Origin of the sequence: Pelagibacterium sediminicola, assembly GCF_003390885.1 — a bacterium.
Taxonomy (GTDB): Bacteria; Pseudomonadota; Alphaproteobacteria; order Rhizobiales; family Devosiaceae; genus Pelagibacterium; species Pelagibacterium sediminicola.
Genome location: NZ_QMEL01000002.1, coordinates 41,004 through 62,870, shown reverse-complemented (window position 1 = coordinate 62,870; position 21,867 = coordinate 41,004). Strand labels below are relative to the sequence as shown.

Annotated in this window: 15 protein-coding genes; 11 read left to right on the top strand and 4 right to left on the bottom strand. The window is 65.0% G+C overall.

Annotated elements, in window-relative coordinates:
• Nucleotide 1: 1 nt before the first annotated feature.
• On the bottom strand, nucleotides 2-1,951 hold the full coding sequence (locus tag DQG18_RS03450) for an FAD-dependent oxidoreductase (RefSeq protein ID WP_198669648.1): 1,950 nt from the start codon (nucleotides 1,949-1,951) through the stop codon (nucleotides 2-4).
• Nucleotides 1,948-2,991, bottom strand: coding sequence for an FAD-binding oxidoreductase/lyase (locus DQG18_RS15960; RefSeq protein ID WP_157969981.1), 1,044 nt, complete (start codon nucleotides 2,989-2,991; stop codon nucleotides 1,948-1,950). The genes DQG18_RS03450 and DQG18_RS15960 overlap by 4 nt, the downstream gene beginning before the upstream one ends.
• Before the next feature lie 137 nt (nucleotides 2,992-3,128).
• Here DQG18_RS15960 and ccmI point away from each other — a divergent pair, with 137 nt between their 5' ends.
• The 9 genes from ccmI (at nucleotide 3,129) to DQG18_RS03395 (ending at nucleotide 15,064) form a co-directional block, all read left to right on the top strand.
• Entirely contained in the window at nucleotides 3,129-4,199 is a 1,071-nt protein-coding gene (gene ccmI, locus DQG18_RS03435) for a c-type cytochrome biogenesis protein CcmI (RefSeq protein ID WP_245958356.1), read from the top strand.
• 19 nt (nucleotides 4,200-4,218) lie between these two features.
• The gene (gene ccmE / locus DQG18_RS03430; RefSeq protein WP_198669647.1) at nucleotides 4,219-4,656 is read left to right on the top strand and encodes a cytochrome c maturation protein CcmE; all 438 of its coding nucleotides are present in this window, start codon (nucleotides 4,219-4,221) and stop codon (nucleotides 4,654-4,656) included.
• 181 nt (nucleotides 4,657-4,837) lie between these two features.
• The gene (locus DQG18_RS03425; protein ID WP_116652847.1) at nucleotides 4,838-6,814 is read left to right on the top strand and encodes a heme lyase CcmF/NrfE family subunit; all 1,977 of its coding nucleotides are present in this window, start codon (nucleotides 4,838-4,840) and stop codon (nucleotides 6,812-6,814) included.
• The gene (locus DQG18_RS03420; RefSeq protein ID WP_198669677.1) at nucleotides 6,814-7,275 is read left to right on the top strand and encodes a cytochrome c-type biogenesis protein; all 462 of its coding nucleotides are present in this window, start codon (nucleotides 6,814-6,816) and stop codon (nucleotides 7,273-7,275) included. The genes DQG18_RS03425 and DQG18_RS03420 overlap by 1 nt, the downstream gene beginning before the upstream one ends.
• A gap of 88 nt (nucleotides 7,276-7,363) precedes the next feature.
• Nucleotides 7,364-8,110: a sulfite exporter TauE/SafE family protein gene (locus tag DQG18_RS03415; protein ID WP_116652845.1), complete on the top strand. Its 747-nt coding sequence runs from the start codon at nucleotides 7,364-7,366 to the stop codon at nucleotides 8,108-8,110.
• 123 nt (nucleotides 8,111-8,233) lie between these two features.
• Nucleotides 8,234-9,754 (top strand): Do family serine endopeptidase, encoded by a 1,521-nt coding sequence (locus DQG18_RS03410; RefSeq protein WP_116652844.1) that lies wholly within the window; start codon nucleotides 8,234-8,236, stop codon nucleotides 9,752-9,754.
• A gap of 51 nt (nucleotides 9,755-9,805) precedes the next feature.
• Nucleotides 9,806-10,504 (top strand): winged helix-turn-helix domain-containing protein, encoded by a 699-nt coding sequence (locus DQG18_RS03405; protein ID WP_116652843.1) that lies wholly within the window; start codon nucleotides 9,806-9,808, stop codon nucleotides 10,502-10,504.
• Nucleotides 10,505-10,639: 135 nt separating this feature from the next.
• Nucleotides 10,640-12,055: a HAMP domain-containing sensor histidine kinase gene (locus tag DQG18_RS03400; protein WP_198669646.1), complete on the top strand. Its 1,416-nt coding sequence runs from the start codon at nucleotides 10,640-10,642 to the stop codon at nucleotides 12,053-12,055.
• A 183-nt stretch (nucleotides 12,056-12,238) separates the two neighbouring features.
• On the top strand, nucleotides 12,239-15,064 hold the full coding sequence (locus DQG18_RS03395) for a bifunctional [glutamine synthetase] adenylyltransferase/[glutamine synthetase]-adenylyl-L-tyrosine phosphorylase (RefSeq protein ID WP_116652841.1): 2,826 nt from the start codon (nucleotides 12,239-12,241) through the stop codon (nucleotides 15,062-15,064).
• Between the two features lie 212 nt (nucleotides 15,065-15,276).
• On the opposite strand, the gene DQG18_RS03390 is transcribed toward DQG18_RS03395, so the two are convergent.
• Entirely contained in the window at nucleotides 15,277-16,932 is a 1,656-nt protein-coding gene (locus DQG18_RS03390) for a sensor histidine kinase (protein WP_198669645.1), read from the bottom strand.
• Between the two features lie 381 nt (nucleotides 16,933-17,313).
• On the opposite strand from DQG18_RS03390, the gene DQG18_RS03385 reads away from it, so the two are divergent.
• The gene (locus DQG18_RS03385) at nucleotides 17,314-19,173 is read left to right on the top strand and encodes an ABC transporter ATP-binding protein (RefSeq protein WP_116652839.1); all 1,860 of its coding nucleotides are present in this window, start codon (nucleotides 17,314-17,316) and stop codon (nucleotides 19,171-19,173) included.
• A 232-nt stretch (nucleotides 19,174-19,405) separates the two neighbouring features.
• The gene (locus DQG18_RS03380) at nucleotides 19,406-21,298 is read left to right on the top strand and encodes an ABC transporter ATP-binding protein (RefSeq protein WP_116652838.1); all 1,893 of its coding nucleotides are present in this window, start codon (nucleotides 19,406-19,408) and stop codon (nucleotides 21,296-21,298) included.
• Nucleotides 21,299-21,458: 160 nt separating this feature from the next.
• Here the strand turns inward: DQG18_RS03380 and DQG18_RS03375 are convergent, their stop codons facing one another.
• A complete protein-coding gene (locus tag DQG18_RS03375; protein WP_116653353.1) occupies nucleotides 21,459-21,827 on the bottom strand; it encodes a DoxX family protein in 369 nt (122 codons plus the stop codon).
• Nucleotides 21,828-21,867 lie beyond the last annotated feature (40 nt).

Here is a 21,867-nt window from a genome sequence, read left to right as displayed (position 1 = left end):
CCTAAACCTTCCCCCGCAGCCGCGCCGGGGTGCACGCCGTGCCATCCCTCACATAGACGATATCGCCAGCGCCGAACTCCGTCCGCGCCATCAGCGCGATGCAATCGGTGCTGGTGCACGAGACGATCGTGCCGATGGTGTTGGCCGGATGGGTTTCGTCGGTGTTGATGAAAATGAGGCAGCCCGGCTCGAAGGCGCGCGCGCCGTCCGGTTCGAGGCGCCATTGCGCCTGCGATAGCCCGAACCTGCCCTTGAGGTAACCGGGCAGGCCCGGTGCGCTGTGCGTCGGAACTGCGGGTGGGGCAGGGGCCTTGAAGGCTTGGGGCAGGATATGCCATTGCGCGCTGTAGCTGGGCGCGTCTCGTGGCGCGATGGTGCCCCCTGCTATCGCTCCGGAAATATCGGCGACATCGGCGGCCCGGATATCGACCTCCTGTCCCGGGCGGCGGGGCAGGAGGGTGGCGATCCCGCGCTGGGGCGGTTCGGTCATAGCGGCCCGGCGCGACGGGCCGAGCCATGCGGGCGGCAACCCGTGCGATGCCGGTGCGCGCACCGAAAATTCGCCATCGCGGCTTTCATGGATCTCGTCGATCCGCGGGTCGGCGACCGCCCGCCGCTTGCCGTCGCGCAACTGGCCGATGCTGGCCTTGCCGCTTTCGATGCACCCCGTCGTGCCCGCGATCCCCGTAACCGATCCGGCCAGCACCACCCGGTCCGAAGTTCCCTCGCCCATCAACTGGCCGCGCGCTGCATCCCATGACGCGGTGCCGCCGGCCAGAAGCCAGGGCCCGATGACGGGCTGCCATCCTCCTGAAACGATCAGCGCGTGTGCTTTGACGGGCTCGTTCGCGTCCGTACCGAACTGGTGCTCGTCGAGCCCGATCACCAGCCTGCTGCGCTCGGGCCGGGCCGAGGCGATCGCGGTGCCCCAGCCGAGCCGGAAGCCATAGGCCTTGCAGAACTCGATGAACCGCGTGCGCGGATCGGGTCTCGGATCGGTGGCGCGCAGCACCGTCTTGCCCGATTCCGACCCGAGGATGGCGAGCCGGTAACCCGCGTTGGTCGCGGTGTGAAGATGAAACGTCTCGCCCGGCCAAATCCCATATTGCCGCGCCATGCGCCACGCGAACCCCGCCGCAACGACGCCGGGCAGGCGGTTGCCCGGAAAGATCGGCAGGCGCTCCTCCGCCCCCGTCGCCAGCACCGCGCCGGAAAAGCCGATGGTAAGGACGCGTGGCCGGGGACGGCTGTTTTCCCGGACCACCTGCACGACACGCGCGACCCCGTCCGAAAGATCGAACACTTCGGCACGGACGAGGACGGTGATCGCGGGATGGGCGGCAATTTCGGCGGCAAGGCTGGCGGTGATCTCCTCTGGCGGGGTTTCGCCATCGGTCTTGCCGAAAAACACGGCCATGCCGCCAGGCACCATATTGCGCTCGACAAGCGTCACCTGCGATCCGCCCCGCGCCGCTTCGAGGGCCGCCGCCATTCCTGCGACCCCGCCCCCAACGATGAGGACATCGGTGTGCCGTGTTTCATCGGGTTCGGCATCGATCCAGCTTCCCGGCACGCGGGGCGCATCGAGGTCGTGGCCAAGACTGTCGCGCCCGCGCGCCAGCAACCGCCGGAAAGGCGCCGCCGCCTTGCTCGCCGCAACGGTGTGGAACGCCGCGCCGTCGACAGCGGGGCAAAGCGCCATGGGCATCTGTGCAGGCGCGCCCGCAACGATAACCGGTGGCGCCGACCATTCATCGAGCGCAACCCCGAACCCGCTTTGCGTACCCGCACTCACAACGCCATTGGCGAGCAGCGCAGAAAGCACCGTATCGCCGTCATAGCCTTCGACGCGCATGCCATTGACGGTGAAGCGGATAGGTCTGGTGCGGTCGATCAGCGGATTGGCGAATTCGGGCGGCACGCTGGCGGCGAACCTGTTGGGCTGGCTCATGGCGCCACCCCCGCCGCGATTTCGGCCACTGTCGAGCCGCTCATCTCCCGGCCCGGCGCGCGCATGCCGCACCATTCCGCCTCAAAGCCGTGCGCCTCGCCCATGATGTGGCGGGCGATGACCGGGGCCAGCGCGACATCGAGCGGGCCAAGTCCCGCCGTTATGTAAACCTTGCTGCGGGGCGGGGTGCCCACCACCGGCGCGCCGTCATGGGTGTCAAGGCGGGTCCGGCCTTTCCGCGCGGCCTTTCTCACGATTGCGCCCTGAGGTAACGCGGCGGCGATCCGCGCATCGGCCAGCCCGTCGGTGTTGTCCGCATGGATGGCGAGAGTCCCGTCACGCAGCGGATCGAAAAGCGTGCCATCGGCAAGGGAAAGGCTTGGAAGCGCAACGCCGTGCCCGCGCTCGGCGATATAGGCGAGATCGTCGCGGACACGCCCCATCCGCTCTATAATGCTGGCGTCGAGCCATGCAAGGATCGCCGCATCGTCGGCCAAAACGAGCTGATCGATGTCCTTGCCGCCCAGCAGGGCCGTGCCGTTGCGGCGGGCCGAGAACGTCTTGGCGTTTTCGATCCATTCGATTCCCACCCGTTCGGCCCAATCCCGCACATGGCCCGCCAACCCCGAGGGCGAGAGCCGCGTGGCATCGCGGATGCGTAATATCGTGCCGCCCCCATCGGCGTCTTCCCGCTCCACCACCTGCCCGTATCCCGTCGCAAGGTGCCGGAAATGGCTTAGCGCCGTCTCGTGATAAGGCGTTCCTGCCCGCACCAGCAGGTCGGTGCGCTCGATCGCATCGGGAGCAACCCGCCCGATGCGCCGCAGCATGTCGGGTCCGCTGGCGAGTGCGAGCTGCAACGTCTGGGGCCGCGTGACCGGGGTAACGGAAAAAGAGGGGGGAGGCGGCACGTCATGTACCGAGGGCCTGTCGCCCACGACAAAGACCTTGCGTCCATGATCGGCGGCAAGCAGACCGGCAAGAACCAGGGAAAAGGGCGTCGTTCCGGCAACGGCAATGGTATGCGGCGCTTCGCCCATAATAAGATACGATTCCCCGATAAAGCCGCGCCGCATATAAGAGGTGCGGCAATGCGCGCCCAGAGATTGCCTGCAAACGGCGCGATTTTGGCTTATAGAACCACGATCGAATTGCTTTTCAAGGGTTTGCCGCGCACTTGCTCTGGTTATTTGCCATTTTGCTGACGCTCGCCGCGCTTGGCGCGCTTTATGCGGCCATGCGCCGGCCCCTTGCGGGCGCGGATGAGGATGCGCCCACACGCGCCTTTTTCAAGAGTCAGCTCGAAGGCATCGAAGAGGATATGCGCATCGGGCGGATTTCCGAATCCGAAGCGGCGGCGGCGCGGGGTGAACTGGCCCGCGAGGTCCTGCGCTTCGAGCGCGAGGAAGGAAAACCCGCTTCAGCGCCAGCCGCGAAAATCCTGCCGGTGCTCATCGTCCTGCCGCTCGTCGCGGTTGTGGCGTTCGCCGTCTATATCGCCATCGGACGCGCCGATCTTCCCGGCCAGCCGCTCGCCGGGCGTGATCTGGCCGCCGAGGGCGGGCAGATCAGCATCGAGGATGCCATCGCCCAGGTCGAGGCGCGTCTGGTCGAAACGCCCAATGACGTGCGCGGCTGGGAGGCGCTGGGTCCCGTTTACATGCAGATGGGCCGCTATTCGGAAGCCGCCAACGCCTTCCGCCATATCCTCGATCTTGCCCCGCCGACCGCCGATGCCGAAACCGATCTGGCCGAGGCGCTCATCCTCGTAAACGACGGGGCGGCCGACGAGGAATCCATTGCGCTGCTGCGGTCCGCCGCCGGGCGCGATCCGGTTCATGTGCGCTCGCGCTTTTATTTGGCGGGTGAATTGACGCGCAGCGGGAATTTCGAGGAAGCCGCCGCACTCTGGCGCGAGCTTCTCGACATCGCCGTGGGCGAGGAACCCTGGGTCGCGACCGCCCGCGCCGGACTTGCGGCGGCCGAAGCGGGAAGCACCGATGCAACGCTTTCCGACCCCGTGCCCGACGCCACTCAAGAGGTTATGATCCGCGGCATGGTTGAGGGACTGGCCGCACGGCTTTATGACACGGGCGGCAGCACTGACGAGTGGATGCAGCTCGTCCGCTCGCGGATGGTTATCGACGGCCAAGACGCCGCGCGGCAGGATCTCGATCGCGGCCTTGCCGCTCTTGACGCCGAAGGCCGGACGGCATTGGCCGATCTGGCCGCTGAACTGGGACTGTAGCAGGAAAAGACATATGGCAATGACCCGCAAGCAGAAGCGATTGGCCGTGATTTCCGGCATGGGCCTTGTCCTCGCGCTGGCCGCAGCGCTGATCTTCACCGCGCTGCGCGACCAGATCGTCTTTTTCTATTCCCCCAGCGAAATCGCCGAAAAAGCCGTCCAGCCCGGTACCCCGATCCGCATGGGCGGCCTCGTCCTCGAGGGAAGCTGGAAGCAGGAGGGGGAAGTCAACAGCTTCATCGTCCACGACGGACAGACCCGGATGACCGCCAACTACACCGGCATCCTCCCCGACCTCTTCCGCGAAGGGCAGGGCGTCGTCACCGAAGGCAGCCTCCAGCTCGACGGCACGTTCCTCGCCACCAACGTCCTCGCCCGCCACGACGAAAACTACATGCCCCGCGAAGTCGCCGACACGCTGCGCGAGCAGGGTGTCTGGCAGGGGGAGGAGGAATAGTGTTTCCTCACACGCACCGCAGCACCCCTCACCCCCAACCCCTCTCCCACAAGGGGAGAGGGGGGCTCAAGAACCGAGGAGCCCCGGTTCCCCTTCTCCCCTTGAGGGAGAAGGTGGCCGGAGCGAAGCGGAGGTCGGATGAGGGGTGCGCGATGCTTCGGCAGGCGCAGGAGGTGCAGTTATGCTCATAGAACTCGGCCACTTCGCCCTCATCCTCGCCTTCGCCCTTGCATTCGCCCAGGCGGGTGTCGGCTTTGCGTTCTGGAAGCGTGGCGGGGCGGCGGCGGCTTTTGTGCAGCAATCGGCCATCCTGCAATTCGTGCTGGTCGGCGCGTCCTTTGCCGCGCTGACCCAGGCCTTCATCGTTTCGGATTTTTCGGTGAAGCTCGTTTACGAGCATTCCCACTCGATCCAGCCCATGCTCTACAAGATCACGAGCGTGTGGGGGAACCATGAAGGTTCCATGCTGCTGTTCGTCCTGATCCTCGTGCTGTTCGGGGCGGCGGTGGCGGCGTTTTCGCGCAATCTGCCCGACGATCTGCGCACGCTGGTACTCTCGATGCAGGGGGTGATGGTCGCGGCCTTCTCGGCGTTCGTGCTGTTCACCTCCAACCCCTTCTGGCGCTTCGATCCGGCGCCCATCGATGGCACCGAACTCAACCCCGTCCTCCAGGACATCGGCCTCGCCCTCCATCCCCCGCTGCTGTATCTCGGCTATGTCGGATTTTCGGTGTGCTTTTCCTTTGCCACCGCCGCGCTCATCTCGGGACGGATCGATGCAGCGTGGGCCCGCTGGGTCCGGCCATGGACGCTGGCAAGCTGGGCCTTTCTGACGCTCGGCATCGCCATGGGCTCCTACTGGGCCTATTACGAACTGGGCTGGGGCGGCTGGTGGTTCTGGGACCCGGTCGAAAACGCCAGCTTCATGCCCTGGCTGGCGGGCACCGCGCTGCTCCATTCGGCCATCGTCATGGAAAAGCGCAACGCGCTCAAGGTCTGGACGATCTTTCTCGCGATCATCACCTTTTCGCTTTCCCTGCTTGGCACCTTCCTCGTGCGTTCGGGTGTCCTCACTTCGGTCCATTCCTTCGCCTCGGACCCGACGCGCGGCACGGTGATCCTCGCCATGCTCGCCGCGCTGATCGGTGGGGCGTTCACGCTTTTTGCCCTACGCGCCTCCGCGCTGCGCTCGGGCGGACTTTTTGCGCCCATCAGCCGGGAAGGCGCGCTGATCCTCAACAATCTGTTCCTCTCCGCCGCAACGGCGGGGGTGCTGGTCGGCACGCTCTATCCGCTAGTGCTCGAAGCGCTGACCGGCGCGCGCATTACCGTCGGCGCACCGTTCTTCGACCTCACTTTTGGCGCGCTGATGGTGCCGCTGCTGCTGCTCATCCCGTTCGGGCCGTTCCTTGCCTGGAAGCGCGGGGACCTTGCCGCCGTCACCCAGCGCCTTATGGGGGCGATCATCGCCACGGTGCTCGTTACCATCATCGTCTTTACGCTGCTGGGCTTCCCGGTCTCGCTCGCCCCGCTCGGCCTCGGCCTTGGCTTCTGGGTAATGCTGGGCGCCATTGCCGAACTGTTTGACAAGGCTGCCTTCCGCCGTGCCGGTTTCCGGCGGGGCCTCGCTCGCCTCAAGGGCCTGCCGCGTACCGTCTGGTCGACGGCCATCGCCCATTTCGGGGTGGGCGTCACGGTCCTGGGCGTCGTCTTTGCCACCGCCTTCCAGACCGAGATCGTCACTTCCATGCGGCAGGGCGAAAGCGCCGAAATCGCGGGATACACCGTCCATTACGATGGCGAACAGATGCTCGAAGGCCCCAACTATATCGCCGAACGAGGCACGTTCCGCATCATCGCCCCCTGGGGCACGACGAGCAGGCTCACCTCCGAGCGCCGCGTCTATGCCGTCAGCCGCATGCCGACCACCGAGGCGGGCATCAACACCTATGGTTTGAGCCAGATGTACGTCCAGTTCGGCGAGCGCTTCGGCGCCGATGGCCGCGTCGTGCGGCTCTGGCACAAGCCCTATGTGCTGCTGATCTGGCTGGGCGCCATCATCATGGCGGGGGCGGGGTTCCTCTCGCTCACCGACCGCCGCATGCGCATCGGCGCGCCCCAGGCCGCCCGCCGCAAACGCCCCGAGGCCGCGCAATGATCGTCCGCCGCATCCTTGCAATCTTTGCGCTGCTCCTCATGCTGGCCCCCGTCGCCGGATACGCCGTCCAGCCCGACGAGATCCTCGACAATCCCGTGCTGGAAACCCGCGCCCGCGCCATCTCGGCCAATCTGCGCTGCCTTGTGTGCCAGAACCAGTCGATCGATGATTCAGATGCCGAACTGGCGCGCGATCTCCGCCTGCTGGTGCGTGAACGGCTGGTCGCCGGTGATTCCGACACCGAGGTCATCGATTATATCGTTGCCCGTTACGGCGAGTTCGTGCTGCTGCGCCCGGTCATGGCGCTTCATACCATCGTTCTGTGGGTCGCGGCGCCCGTTTTCCTGCTCATCGGTCTTGTTTTCGTCATCCTCGGCGCGCGCCGGAAAAGGGCGCAGCAGACCGCGCCCGCCCTGACCGCCGAGGAGAAAAAGGCGCTCGAACGGCTCGCCGGAGACTGATGCCGGCAGACCCGGCATCGCCATAGGGCAATTGCCGAACCTTGGCCGGATCGATACTCGAAGGAGTGATTATCTTTCGGGTTTGCGTATGCTTTCTGGACTTCTTCCTGCCGATATCGGGCCGCTGCTCGCTTTGGGCCTCGTTGCTTTCAGCTTCGTTACGTCCGCGATCACCGCGTCGTTCGGGATAGGCGGGGGCATCATCATGCTTGCGGGGCTGGGTCTCGTATTTCCACCCGCCGTCCTGCTGCCGGTGCATGGGCTCGTCCAGTTCGGCTCCAATCTGGGGCGGGCCATCGTTTTGCGGGCCCATCTCCACTGGCCGACCATATTGTGGTTTGCCCTCGGTGCGGTGCCGGGTTCGCTGCTCGGAGGATATGTCGCGCTGGCTCTGCCGGAGCGGCTGTTTGCTGTCCTGATCGCTGTTTTCATTCTCTATGCGACGTGGGTTCCGCAGCCCGGGGTAAAGACAAAAGGGCCGCTGGCCAATTTTCTGGGCGGTCTCGTCACGTCCGCCATCGGCATGCTGGTGGGCGCGACCGGTCCACTCGTTGCAATTTTCGTGAAATGGCTGCCCGACCGGCGGAGTCTGGTTGGTACGCACGCCGCACTGATGACCTTCAGCCATGTCTTTCGGGTCGTTGCCTTTACCCTTTTGGGTTTTGCACTGGCCGAATATCTGCCGCTGGTCGGCGCGATGATGGTGACCGGCTTTCTGGGCACGCTTACCGGATCGCGCTTTCTCGATACCATGCCGGAAAGCCGGTTCCGGGCCGGTTTCAACATCATGCTGACCCTGCTCGCGCTGGAAATCGTCCGCCGCGCCATCTGGTAGTGCCCGGTTTCGGCCAACACCATTACCAAGTTTTAATCCGGACGACACTGTACGGAAAGGCGGCGGTGCTTATCTAGACCTCATCTGAATGGTTCATCCCGTGACCGGAAAGGACAACCGAAAATGTCTTCCATTCTGTCTACTCCATCCCGCAAATGGATCGCGGCCTCCACGCTGGCGCTCGTTGTCGCCGGTGGCGCGGTCGCGTCCAACGTCATTCCCATCCAGCCGGCCCATGCCCAGGTTTCGGTGCCCGCCGTCGAGGCGTCCGCCGGCTTTGCCGATCTGGTCGAGGCGGTGAGCCCGGCCGTCGTTTCGGTCCGTGTGCGGGGCGAAGTGCCCCAGCAGCAGTTCACGCGGCGCGGGCCCAATTTCGAGTTCGAGTTCCCCGATCTACCCGAAAATCATCCGCTGCGCAGGTTCTTTGACCAGTTCGAGGGCCCTGGGGGCCCCTTCGGTGAACCCGGCAGTCCTCGTCCCAACCGTCCGCGCCAGTTCATGCAGGCCGTGGGTTCGGGCTTTCTCATCTCGGGCGACGGCTACATCGTCACCAACAACCATGTCGTCGAAGGCGCTTCGGAAGTGACCGTGCTGCTCAATGACGACACCGAACTGGCCGTCGATGTTGTGGGCACGGACCCGCGCACCGATCTGGCGGTCCTCAAGGTTCAGGAAGACCGCAACGACCTGCCCTTCGTGGAATTCGCCGAAGCGGAAGCCCGTGTGGGCGACTGGGTGGTGGCCGTCGGCAACCCCTTCGGCCTCGGCGGCACGGTGACAGCCGGCATCGTCTCGGCCAGCGGCCGCGACATCCGGGTCTCGGCCTATGACGACTTTATACAGATCGACGCCGCCATCAACCGGGGCAACTCGGGCGGCCCCTCCTTCAATCTCGAAGGCAAGGTCATCGGCGTCAACACCGCTATCTATTCGCCCTCGGGCGGCAATGTCGGCATCGCCTTTGCCATCCCCACCTCGGTGGTGCAGGACGTCATCGACCAGTTGATCGACAATGGCGCGGTGACCCGTGGCTTCCTCGGCGTCTCGCTTCAGGACCTCAACGACGATCTGGCCGAAGGGCTTGGGCTTGCCAACACCAACGGCGCGCTCGTCACCGAGCCCATAGAAGGCGCTCCCGCCGGTGAGGCCGGTGTGCAGTCCGGGGACGTGATCGTTACCGTCGACGGACAGGCCGTGCGCACCAGCCGCGAGCTGTCGCGACTCATCTCCCAGCGCTCGCCCGGCACTTCGGTCGAACTCGGCATCATCCGCGATAGCGCGGAACTCGACATCGCCGTAACGCTGGACCGCCTGCCCGAAGACGAGCAGGCCGCCCCGACCCCGCAGGCGCCCATCGAGGAGCCGGAAGCAGGTTCGAGCGAGACAAGCATCGGTGTCATTATCGGGCCGAACCCTGATGGCGACGGTGTGCTTGTCGAGGACGTGGTGAGCGACAGCGTTGCCGCCGCCCGTGGCCTTGGTGCAGGCGACATCATTCTCGAGATCGATGGCGAAACCGTGAATTCGGTCTCCAGCTTCAACAGCGCGGTCGACGCCGTCCGCGACAGCGGACGCACCGCCGTGCCGCTCAAGGTCACCCGCGATGGCGTGGTCCGGTTCCTCGGGATCCCTCTCGAAGAATAGGCCCGGGCATGCAAGAATTCGGCCCCGCTCCGGCGGGGCCGGTTTTACGGCATGGCCAGTTTTCTGGGGGGCACGACGTTGAAAATCCTTTTGATCGAAGACGATCGGGAAGCCGCCGGTTATCTCATCCAGGCCCTCGATGAAAGCGGCCATGTGACCCACCATGCCGCGGACGGCGAAACCGGTTACGCGATGGCTTCGAGCATGGATTACGACGTCCTGATCGTCGACCGCATGCTGCCCCGCCGCGACGGCCTGTCCATCATCGAATCCCTGCGCGCAGAAAGCGATCAGACCCCCGCCCTCATCCTCTCCGCCCTCGGGGAAGTGGACGACCGCGTCAAGGGCCTCAGGGCTGGTGGCGACGACTACCTCGTCAAACCCTATGCCTTTTCCGAGCTTCTCGCCCGCATTGAGGTTCTGGCGCGCCGTGCAGCCCCCAGCGAGGCCCAGACGCAATATCAGGTGGGCGATCTCGTCCTCGACCGGCTTTCACGCAAGGTCGAGCGGGGAGGGGAGACCATCCTTCTCCAGCCGCGCGAATTCCGTCTCCTCGAATACCTGATGAAAAACGCCGGGCGCGTCGTCACCCGAACCATGCTGCTCGAAAACGTCTGGGATTATCACTTCGACCCCCAGACCAACGTCATCGACGTCCACATGTCCCGCCTGCGCGCCAAGGTGGACAAGGGTCACGCCGACCAGCTCCTGCAAACCGTGCGCGGCGCGGGGTACATGATCCGTGACTAGTACTGCAGGTGTCTCGGCATTTTCCTCTCCCTTCGCTGTCCCGGCGAAAGCCGGGACCCATTGCTCACTATCCGGACTCGCCGCTGTGGCGACATGGACTCCGGCTTTCGCCGGAGAAGCGAAAGGGGGGCGGCAATGACATACGCCCATCCCAAACCCGGCATCGGCAGCCTGTGGCGCACGACCACGGTGCGGCTGACCGTGCTGTTCATCGCCATCTTCGTCGGCTTTGCCATCGTCCTTCTGGGCTATCTCGCCTTCCAGACTTCCATCCAGATCCAGCGCCAGCAGGTGACGGCCATCGAGCGCGAGGTCGCCCAGATCGAGCTGCTCTCCCGGCAGGCCAATATCCGCGCCGTTGCTTTCGCCATCCAGCGGCTCGCCGACCGGCCCGGCCCGGGCATCTATTACCTCGGCGACCAGGCCGGCACGATGCTGGCCGGCAACGTCTCGGACCTGCCCGCCGCGCTTCTTGTCGAACCGGGAAGATATGAACTCACCTACGAACGCGGCCTCGAGATTTACGGCGAGCCCGACGAATCGCTACCCACCTCGGGCACGGCAATCGTGGATTCGCTGACGCTCCCTAACGGGTTGCAACTGGTCGTGGGGCGAGATGTGGGTGAGCGGCGCAGCTTTACCGGCATCATCTTCACCACTTTCCTCTGGGGCGCTGTGGCCATCGTCCTTCTTTCGATCCTTGCGGGCGGGATCACCGCGCGCTACGTGCTGCGCCGCATCGACGCGATCACCGGCACCTCGCGCAAGATCATGTCGGGCGATCTCTCCGAGCGCATCCCCGTGACCCATCGTAACGACGAATTCGATTCCATGGCCACCCACCTCAACGCCATGCTCGACCGCATCGAGCAGTTGATGACGGGGCTCAAGGAAGTCACCGACAACGTCGCTCACGATCTCAAGACTCCGCTGACCCGCCTGCGCAACAAGGCCGAGGCGGCGCTGCGCGAGAACGCGGACCCCGAGGCCCAACGCCTCGCGCTGGAAACCACGATCGCCGAAAGCGACCAGCTCATCCGCACCTTCAACGCCCTCCTGCTCATCGCCCGCGCCGAGGCCGGCACCCCCAGCGGCGCGCTCACCGAAACCGATATCAGCGCGGTGGTGGCCGATGTGGCCGATCTTTACGGCCCGGTGGCCGAGGATGCCGGGCTGACCCTCACTGCCGATATCGCGCCCGGCATCGCCATGCAGGCCAGCCGCGAGCTTATCGGGCAAGCCCTTGTGAACCTTGTCGAAAACGCCATAAAATACGGCGGCAAGGACGAGGCGGGGACGATTACCCTGTCGCTCAGGCGGGAGGCGCAAGACATTGTCATCGAGATTGCCGACAACGGCCCTGGCATCCTGCAAACCGACCGCCAGCGCGTCTTCGAGCGCTTCGCGCGGCTGGAATCCAGCCGCACCGAACCCGGCGCAGGGCTGGGCCTTTCCCTCGTCTCGGCGGTGGTGCGGCTCCACGGCGGCACGGTGCATTTCGAGGATAACGGGCCGGGGGCGAGGGCGGTTATCAGGTTTTCGGGGCGGTAGGGCGGCCCACGATAACGCGACATTCTGTGCGTGTGGCTTCACCCCTCCCCAGCCCTCCCCATCAAGGGGAGGGTGTTTCCTTTTCCTTGTTGTCTCCAAACGCACAAGGCCAGCACCTCCCCCCTTATGGGGGAGGTTGGGAGGGGGGATTCGGCGAAGCCGAAATCATGAGGGGTGCCAGCGATGACGCCTCTCGCTCAGAGCCTAAAACCCCTCCCCGGCGGCGAAACCCTCGACCCCATCTTCACGATCGCCCCCTATCTCCGCGATCTCGCCCATCGCCACGCCGAATGGTTCAGCGCCGCCGCCCTCGATGCCGATCCTGATGACATGATGGCCGCCATCCTCGCGGATATGAAATCAGCAGGCGTCGAAAGCGCCGATGAAGCATCACTCATGGCCCGCCTGCGCACAGGCAAGGCGCGTGGAGCGCTGCTGGCGGCGGTGGCCGAGATCGGCACAGTCTGGTCGGCGCGCGAGACCACCCGGTTCATGTCCGATATCGCCGATGCAGCGCTCGAATCCGCACTCGATTTCCTGATGCGCGAGGCCGCCGGGCGCGGCGACCTCGCCATGCCCGCCGAGCGCGCCTGCGCCGCCACTTCCGGCCTTGCCCTCTTCGCGCTGGGCAAGCATGGCGGGCAGGAGCTCAACTATTCGTCCGATATCGATATCGTCGTTTTTTACGATCCCTACCTCGCTGTCCTGCCTGAAGGCGCCGACCGCAACCGGTTCTATGTCCGGCTCGTCCGCCGCCTTGTCTCGATCATGCAGGACCGCACGGGGGACGGCTACGTGTTCCGCACCGACGTGCGGCTGCGCCCGGATCCCGGCTCGACGCCTGTCGCCATATCGGTCGATGCGGCCATGGCCTATTACGAAAGCCGGGGCCAGAACTGGGAACGCGCCGCCTGGATCAAGGCGCGGCCCTGCGCCGGGGATATCGGCGTGGGCCGGCAGTTTCTCAAGGAGCTTGCGCCCTTCATCTGGCGCAAGCACCTCGATTTCGCGACCATCGCCGACATTCAGGCCATGAAACGCCAGATCAACGTGCATAGGAATGTCGGGGGCATCAGGGTCGCCGGGCACAACGTCAAGCTCGGGCGGGGCGGCATCCGCGAGATCGAGTTCTTTGTCCAGACCCAGCAATTGATCGCCGGTGGCCGCGACCCTCACCTGCGCGTGCGCTCGACCAGCGACGCTCTCGATGCGCTTATCGAGGGGCGCTGGATCGACAGCGATACCGCGCACCGGCTCGCCGCAAACTACTGGTTCCTCCGCGCCGTCGAAAACCGCCTCCAGATGCTCCGCGACGAACAGACCCATACCCTGCCCGAAACGCCCGAGGCAATTGCCGAAATCGCCCTCTTGATGGGCTATGACGATGCGGCCGGATTTGAGCGCGACTACCGCAAGACGCTGGCCAGCGTCGCCGACAGCTATGCCGGGCTGTTCTCCGAAGGCGAGTCGCTGGCCGGTGATCTGGGCAACCTCGTTTTCACCGGAACCGACGACGACCCCGGCACGCTCGAAACGCTTGCCGGTCTGGGCTTTTCCGATCCCGCCGCCATCTCGGCCACCATCCGCAAATGGCATTATGGCGGTTATAACGCCACCCGCACCGCCAAGGCCCGCGAGCACCTGACCGAGCTGATGCCCGCACTCCTCAAATCAATCGCCGCCACCGGCAACGCCGATGCGGCCTTTGCCCGGTTCGACAATTTCCTCTCGCGGCTTCCGGCGGGCGTCCAGCTTTTCGCGCTGCTGCGCACCCATGACGAACTGCGCAATCTCTTGATTGATTTCATGGCCTCGGCCCCCCGGCTGGCCGAAGCGGTCATCCATCGCGCCCATGTGGTTGACGGGCTGATCGATCCCGCCTTTGCGGGGGAGATCGGCGTCCACGAACGGCTGGTCGCCAGCGTCGACGCCTTTCTCGCCGATGCCCGGGGCTATGAGGACCTTATCGACCGTGCGCGCATCGTGGGTTCGGAACAAAGATTTCTGCTCGCGGCGGGCCTCGTCGGCGGCGCGCTCGGGCCGGGGCAGGCGGGCCGCCAGTTCAGCGCGCTGGCCGAAGCCCTGATGGCGCGCCTCTTTGCCTCGGTGCGCGAAACCTTTGCGGAACGGCACGGCCACGTCCCCGGCGCCCGCGTCGCCATTCTGGGCTTCGGCAAGATGGCCAGCCGCGAGATGACCGCCACCTCCGATCTCGATTTCATCCTGCTCTATGACATACCCGAAGGCACTTCCGGCTCGGATGGCGATCGCCCGCTCGATCCCGCCACCTATTTCACGAGACTCACCCAGCGCTTTCTTACCGCGCTGTCCGCGCCCACGGCTGAAGGCGTGCTCTACGAGGTCGATATGCGCCTGCGCCCTTCGGGCAATGCCGGCCCGCTCGCCACCAGCCTCAATCGCTTCCGCGCCTACCAGCACGACGAAGCATGGACCTGGGAACACCTCGCGCTTACCCGCGCCCGCGTGGTGCTGGCCGATGAGGGTTTCGGACAGGCCATCGACGCCGAAATAGCCAGTGTCATGGCTCTACCGCGCGACCGGCAGAAGATCGTCACCGATATCCTCGAAATGCGCGCCCTCATGGCCCGCGAACGCCCGCCGCGCCACCCGTTCGATCTCAAGCTTCACGAGGGTGGTCTGGTCGATCTCGAATTCATCGCTCAGACCGCCCAACTGCTCGAAGGCAAAACCCTCGGCATCCCGCAAGCGCCTCCGGCGCAGGTGCTCGCGCGTTTGAGCGAAACAGGCATCCTGCCGCAAGGCGAAAGGCTGGCCGAAATCCACGGCGCTTATGTCTTCATCCTCGAATTGATGAGCGCCTGCCTTATCGACCCGCTCAACGACGAAAGCTGGACGCCGGCCTTCCGCGATCTCCTGCGCCGGAGAACCAGCTATCCCTCGTTTGACCTGCTCGAAGCCGATGTGGCGGCCATGCGCGCGGAGGTCAGCGCGGCGGCAGAGGCGTTTTACGGGAAGATGCGGGGGTAGGTTCTTTCGCTATAGCTGGCCCGTAGCCTTCCCGCTGGCATCGCTGCACCCCTCATCCGACCCGGCTTCGCCGGACCACCTTCTCCCGCAAGGGGAGAAGGGTATTCCATGGGTGTTTCGGCTTACGAGCCCCCCTCTCCCCTTGTGGGAGAGGGGCTGGGGGTGAGGGGTGCAGCGATGCTGCTGGGCGCGCCGGGTATGAAGCCCGCTCTCTAAGCCGCCCGCGCCGCCACATCCCCAACCACCGGCAATCCCTCCGCCATGGGTAGCGATATCGCCACCGTCGTGCCTGCTTCGGGCAGCGAATCGATCACCAGCCGCCCGCCGCTCGCTTCGGCGATGGCGCGGGAGATGGCGATGCCCAACCCCACCCCGTCGTGGCTTTTTGCGCATCCGGCGTCCGAGAGTGCAAAAGGCTGGCTGAGGCGGGATAGTTGGTCTTCGTTCATCCCCAGCCCGGTATCGGACACTTCCAGCACCACGCCATCCTCCGCCGCCCAGGCCGCCAGCCTGATCTCGCCGCCGCGCGGGGTATGGCGGATGGCGTTCTCGACGATGTTGCCCAGCATCCGGCTCAGCCCCTGCCGGTCGCCCGCGATATAGCCCGCTGCGTGCAGGCGGGCATCCAGATGCAGCCCCGCCCGCGCTGCCGGGCTCGAAAAGCGGGCGGCTGCCTCTTCGATCAGGTCGCACAACGCGATCGGCTCGCATTTGAGCACCCGGCGGCCACCTTCGAGTTCGGCGAATTCGAGAATGTCGGCAAAGCACCCGAGCAGCCGCTCGCCCGCTTGCCTGATGTCGGAGAGATAAGTGCCATAACGCTTGTCGCCCAAGGGCCCGTAAGTCTCCATGCCGATGAGATCGGCAAACCCGATGATGTGATTGAGCGGGGTGCGGATGTCGTGGGAGAGGTGGGCAAGGAACGCGGTCTTGGCGCGGCTCGCAGCCTCGGCGCGGATTTTTTCCTCGTGGTACTGGCGGGCAAGCTGGCGCTGGTCGTCCCGGATCGCCGCCAGCATCCGGTCGGCGGCGCGGCGATCGGTGATATCGGTGACGATGGTGACGAACCCGCCATCGGGCATGGGCCGCTCGTCGATCAGCAGGAAAGTGCCGTCCTCGCGTTCGATCTCCACCATGCGCTGGCACGTGTCGTCCAGCACCGGACGGGACTCGATCCGGCCCGTGATCTTCTCCCAGACCGTCCCGTAGGATGCTCCCCGCCGCGCGTGGCGCTCCTCGACCCGGAGGAGGGACCGGAAGGCCGGATTGGCGGCAACGAGCCTGCCCCTGGCGGTCCATCGCGCCAGCCCGTAAGGCACCGCATTGATGGCCGGTTCTAGGTTGCTGCCGGTAGCGCGCCGCTGCGGGCGCTCGCGCCGGATGGTGACGAAGGCGAGGATCAGCACCGCGCCCAGCAGGCCCCCGTTGCGGAAGGCCAGTTCGGGAACCACTTCTATCAGCGGCACCCCGATCAGCACCTCGCCAAGCTCCCCGGCGATCGGCGCCGCCGCTATTATGTGGTGATCGGGCGCGCGAGGGTCCGTCATCATCGTTTCGGCGGGAAACGTGCCGGCCAGCACCTCGCCGTCCCCGGCGATGATCGCATAATGGGCGATATCCTTGAGGTCGTCGGGCATGGTGAAACCGGTGGAACGCGGCGCGTCCACCTCGCGCGGCGCGATCTCGGATGCCGCGAGCCGCGCCGCCATCTCGACGCGTACGCGGGTTTCGCCAAAGGTGCGGTGAATGTCGTAAAGTGAGAAGAGGAGTAACCCGGCAAAGGCGGAAAGCGCGATGGCGAGCGAGGCCGGCGAAATGCCGCGACCGAATCCCCCATCGCTGACGCCGGATAGCTCCGCCGATCCCATGCCGCCACACCCGCTCGCGCAGGTGCTCCCGTGTCCCTTGTTGTGATGCCAGGACATTGAATCAGCACGAGGACTCTTGTCCATAGGCAAATTTGGCCGCCCCGTTCCCGGGGACGAAATCGCGAGTCGCGAGAATCACTTAACCGGCGTGAAAAATCTTTCCACAGGGCGTGTCGGAGCAGGGATCGGGCCAGTCCCTGCCGGAGTGATTCGTTTCGGCGCGGAATAAATCGTGAACTGTAGCGGGCCGGTTACATCAACGTGACCGGCAAGGGTGATATTCTGATCGGCTGCATGATGATTCTGCCTCCGCCGTCGGGATTTCCGGCGCGCAAACGTCTTCGCTGCAGCCTGCCTGTTTCTCCCGTTGGTGATGTTGTGATGTTCCGCTGGTTTGAAGATCGACTGGAAGCCTATCCCCCCAATGAGCCGGCCCAGCCGCCCAAGGGGCTGCTGGCCTTCTGTCTCCATTATATGGAGGGGGTGAAGCTGCCCCTTGCCGTGATGGCCGTCCTGACCACGGCCATCGCGCTGGCCGAGATCGTGCTTTTTGCGTTTCTGGGCAATATCATCGACTGGCTTTCGGGAGCGAACCGGGAGACGTTTCTTGCCGAGGAAGGTGCGCGCCTGTTCTGGATGAGCGTGTTCGTGGTGGTGTTGCTGCCGCTGCTTACTCTGTTTTCCAACCTGGTCATCCACCAGACCTTGCTGGGCAATTTCCCCCAGCGCATCAGGTGGATGGCGCACCGCTATCTCATCCGCCAGTCGATGACCTACTTTCAGGACGAGTTCGCCGGGCGCATCGCCACCAAGGTCATGCAGACCGCGCTTGCGGTGCGCGAGGCGGTGATGAAGCTGCTCGACGTGCTTAATTACGTCATCGTCTATTTCGTCGGCGCGGTGGTGCTGGCGGCGATGAACGACTGGCGGCTGGCCATTCCGTTCATCGTCTGGGTGGCGATCTATATCGCCATGCTCTGGTACTACGTGCCCAGGCTGGGCCGGATCTCGGAGGCTCAGGCCGACGCCCGCTCGATGATGACCGGGCGGATCGTCGACAGCTACACCAATATCGCAACGGTCAAGCTCTTCTCCCATTCAAGCCGGGAGGAGTCCTATGCGCGTGACTCGATGGACCAGTTCCTCGATACCGTCCATAGGCAGATGCGGCTGATCACCATTCTCAATCAGGGCATCACGGTGCTCAACTCGCTCCTGCTGTTCGCGGTGGGCTTCATCGGCATCTGGCTCTGGCTCGACAGCCTCGTCACCGCCGGTGCGGTGGCCGCAGCGGCTGCCATCGTTCTGCGCTTCCAGGGCATGAGCCAGTGGATCATGTGGGAGATGTCGGCGCTGTTCGAGAACATCGGCACGGTCCGCGACGGCATCAATTCGCTCTCGCTCCCGCGTATCGTCGCCGACGAGCCCGACGCCCCGCGCCTCGGCCGGGTAATCGGGGCCATCGAGTTCAGGGACGTGGCCTTCAACTACGGCAAGAAGGGCGACGATACGACCACCCGCGTCATCGAGGGGCTGAACCTCTCGATCCGTCCGGGCGAGAAGATCGGCCTCGTGGGCCGTTCGGGCGCGGGCAAATCCACCATCGTCAACCTGCTCCTGCGCTTTTACGACCGCCAGAGCGGGCAGATCCTCGTCGACGGGATAGACGTGGCATCGGTCGCCCAGGATTCCCTGCGCGCCAATATCGGGGTGGTGACGCAGGACACCTCGCTCCTGCACCGCTCGGTGCGCGAAAACATCAAATATGGGCGCCCCGATGCGACCGACGAGGAGATGATCGCGGCGGCAAAGCAGGCCGAAGCCCACGATTTCATCCTGGGGCTGTCCGATGCGAAAGGCCGCAAGGGGTACGACGCCCATGTGGGCGAGCGCGGCGTCAAGCTTTCGGGCGGCCAGCGCCAGCGCATCGCCATCGCCCGTGTGCTGTTGAAGGACGCCCCCATCCTCGTCCTCGATGAAGCGACCTCCGCGCTGGATTCGGAAGTGGAAGCCGCTATCCAGAGCCAGCTCGACAGGCTCATGGAAGGCAAGACGGTGATCGCCATCGCCCACCGGCTCTCGACCATCGCTGCGATGGACCGGCTGATCGTTCTCGAAGAGGGCAGAGTGGTCGAACAGGGCACCCACGCCCAACTGGTCGACCACGCCGGCACCTACGCCCGCCTCTGGGCCCGCCAGTCGGGCGGGTTCATCGATGTGGAAGAGGCGGCGGCGGAGTAGTAGGGGACATCGCTGGCCCCCTCATCCGACCTTTCGCTTTGCGAAAGCCCACCTTCTCCCACGAGGGGAGAAGGGGAAGCGTGAGGCAACCACACGAGCCCCCCTCTCCCCTCGTGGGAGAGGGGTTGGGGGTGAGGGGGCCAGCGGTGCTTACCGGAGTACCCCATCGCTAGAAAAGAATATATCAAGATATATCTTGAACTCTTCCCGGGAAAGAACCATTTTAAGGTCCATGAGCACGCAATCCCGAAATCCCGCCGTCTGGATATCCCGTCTGTTCGAGACCTGGATCGACCCCTTCCGCCCCCGTGACAACCTCCAGCCCCCCGCGAGCGTCTGGGCCTTTCTCTGGCACTATGTCGGCCAGGCGAAGGGCCCTTATCTTTTCGTGATGGTGACCGGCGGGCTTGTCGCGCTCTTTGAAGCGCTTTTCTTTTATTACATGGGCCGGTTGGTCGATATTCTCGACGCAGGCGCCAGTTCTGGCGGCTGGCAGGGGCTCATCGCCCAGCACGGGCCGGAACTGGCGCTGATGGTCGCCGTGGTTTTCCTTGGCCGTTTCATCGCGCCCTCGCTCAACGCGCTGATTGAGGAGCAGACCATCGGGCGCGGCTTCGTCTCGCTGGTGCGCTGGCAGACCTACGCCCATGTCTCCCAGCAATCCATGCGCTTTTTCGCCGATGATTTTTCCGGGCGGCTGGTCACCAAGGTCAGCCAGGTCTCCGGCTCGCTCAACGACTTCGTCGCCGGCGTGCTGCAGGTGGTGTGGTTCATGCTGATCTATACGGGCACGACCATCTTGCTTTTCGCCCAGCTCGATTGGCGCATGGTGGTGCTGATTGTCGTATGGATCGCGGTCTTTGCGCTGCTCGCCTGGTATTTCGTGCCCCGCATGCGTGAGCGCGCCGCCGACAACGCCGAGGCCGCCTCCACCCTCAACGGGCGCGTCACCGACAGCTTTTCCAACATCCAGACCATCCGCCTGTTCGGCACCGCCGACGACAATGACAGCTATGTCCGCGACGGGTTCGAGCGCTATCTTTTCTCCTCGACGCGCCTGTCGCGCATGGTCACTGGCGCGCGGGCCTCGCTGGGCCTGCTCTCGGCGGTGATGGTCACCGGTTTCGGCGTGCTCTCGATCCATCTGTGGACCAGCGGCGCGATCAGCGTGGGCGCCGTCGCCTTCGCGCTCAGTCTCATCCTGCGCCTCAATATGATGCTCGGGCGCCTGATGGGTCAGCTCAACGGGCTGATGCGCCATTTCGGCGTCATCCAGAACGCCATGGAAACCGTCGCCCAGCCCATCGACATCACCGACGCGCCGGATGCAAAGCCCCTCGAGGTGACCGACGCCGCCATCAAATTCGAGAACGTCCGCTTCCACTATGGCCGCTCGCGCTCGATCATCGAGAACGTCGATCTCGATATCGCGCCGGGCGAAAAGATCGGCCTTATCGGGCAGTCGGGCGCGGGCAAGTCGACCCTCATCAACCTGCTGCTGCGCTTTTACGATCTGGAAGGCGGGCGCATCCTCATCGATGACCAGGACATCGCCAAGGTCACCCAGGAATCGCTGCGCGCCAACGTCGGCATCGTGACGCAGGACACCGCGCTCCTCAACCGCACGATTGCCGACAACATCCTGTTCGGCAAGCCTGACGCGACCGAGGATGAAATGATCGCCGCCGCGATAAAGGCCGAGGCGCATGAATTCATCATGGACCTTTCGGACCATCGCGGCCGCAGGGGCTATCGGGCGCAGGTCGGCGAGCGTGGGGTGAAACTCTCGGGCGGCCAGCGCCAGCGTATCGCGATCGCCCGCGCCATCCTCAAGAATGCGCCCATCCTCGTGCTCGACGAAGCCACCTCCGCCCTCGACAGCGAGGTCGAGGCGGCGATCCAGAGCCAGCTCGAAAAGCTCATGGAGGGCAAGACCGTCATCGCCATCGCCCACCGCCTCTCCACCATCGCCGCCATGGACCGCCTCGTCGTCCTCGACCGCGGCCGCATCGCCGAACAAGGCACCCACGCCGAACTGCTGGCCACCCAGGGCCACTACGCCCAACTCTGGGCCCGGCAATCGGGCGGCTTTATCGGCGCGGAGGTTGAGGAGGCGGCGGTTTGATCTGCGTGCTGCCGAAGCACTGCTGCCCCCTCACCCCCAACCCCTCTCCCACAAGGGGAGAGGGGGGCTCAAAAGCCGAGGAGCCCCGATTCCCCTTCTCCCCTCGTGGGAGAAGGGGCCCGAAGGGCGGATGAGGGGGCCAGCGACGCCAGCCAGGAACTCAGGTGACCGGAAATACCCCCCGGATCTTCGGCTCCCGCAGCCACAATGCCGCCCACGCGAAAATCCCCAGATAGAGGCTGAACAGCGTGTGGCTGAACAGCGGGTTGTCCACCCGCAAATTCGCCGCCAGCGCTCCGCCCAGCAGCGCGGTGAACAGCGCCGCGCCGAAGAGGGCCGTGCGCGGGATGAGGAACAGCACGATGGTGCCCGCCTCGATCAGCCCGATCAGCACCATGTATTTGACCGGCCAGCCCACCACCTCCATCGGCGCGATGGCAAGCTCGGAGCCTATGAGTTTGGGCGCTGCCGACGCCCCGAGAATGAAAAGGGCCAGAAGCCCCGACATGATCCAACCCGCGATAATCATCTTTTCTCTCCAATCCCTGCGCCCCATGCGCCCATCACAT

Bases quoted from the DNA above. Each gene is read 5' to 3' on its own strand.
- DQG18_RS03450 (WP_198669648.1), bottom strand. From the start codon at position 1,951: ATGAGCCAGCCCAACAGGTTCGCCGCCAGCGTGCCGCCCGAATTCGCC.
- DQG18_RS03380 (WP_116652838.1), top strand. From the start codon at position 19,406: ATGAGCACGCAATCCCGAAATCCCGCCGTCTGGATATCCCGTCTGTTC.
- DQG18_RS03395 (WP_116652841.1), top strand. From the start codon at position 12,239: ATGACGCCTCTCGCTCAGAGCCTAAAACCCCTCCCCGGCGGCGAAACC.
- DQG18_RS03400 (WP_198669646.1), top strand. From the start codon at position 10,640: ATGACATACGCCCATCCCAAACCCGGCATCGGCAGCCTGTGGCGCACG.
- DQG18_RS03390 (WP_198669645.1), bottom strand. From the start codon at position 16,932: ATGGGATCGGCGGAGCTATCCGGCGTCAGCGATGGGGGATTCGGTCGC.
- DQG18_RS03405 (WP_116652843.1), top strand. From the start codon at position 9,806: ATGGCCAGTTTTCTGGGGGGCACGACGTTGAAAATCCTTTTGATCGAA.
- DQG18_RS03415 (WP_116652845.1), top strand. From the start codon at position 7,364: ATGCTTTCTGGACTTCTTCCTGCCGATATCGGGCCGCTGCTCGCTTTG.
- ccmE (WP_198669647.1), top strand. From the start codon at position 4,219: ATGACCCGCAAGCAGAAGCGATTGGCCGTGATTTCCGGCATGGGCCTT.
- DQG18_RS03425 (WP_116652847.1), top strand. From the start codon at position 4,838: ATGCTCATAGAACTCGGCCACTTCGCCCTCATCCTCGCCTTCGCCCTT.
- DQG18_RS15960 (WP_157969981.1), bottom strand. From the start codon at position 2,991: ATGGGCGAAGCGCCGCATACCATTGCCGTTGCCGGAACGACGCCCTTT.
- DQG18_RS03410 (WP_116652844.1), top strand. From the start codon at position 8,234: ATGTCTTCCATTCTGTCTACTCCATCCCGCAAATGGATCGCGGCCTCC.
- DQG18_RS03385 (WP_116652839.1), top strand. From the start codon at position 17,314: ATGTTCCGCTGGTTTGAAGATCGACTGGAAGCCTATCCCCCCAATGAG.
- DQG18_RS03375 (WP_116653353.1), bottom strand. From the start codon at position 21,827: ATGATTATCGCGGGTTGGATCATGTCGGGGCTTCTGGCCCTTTTCATT.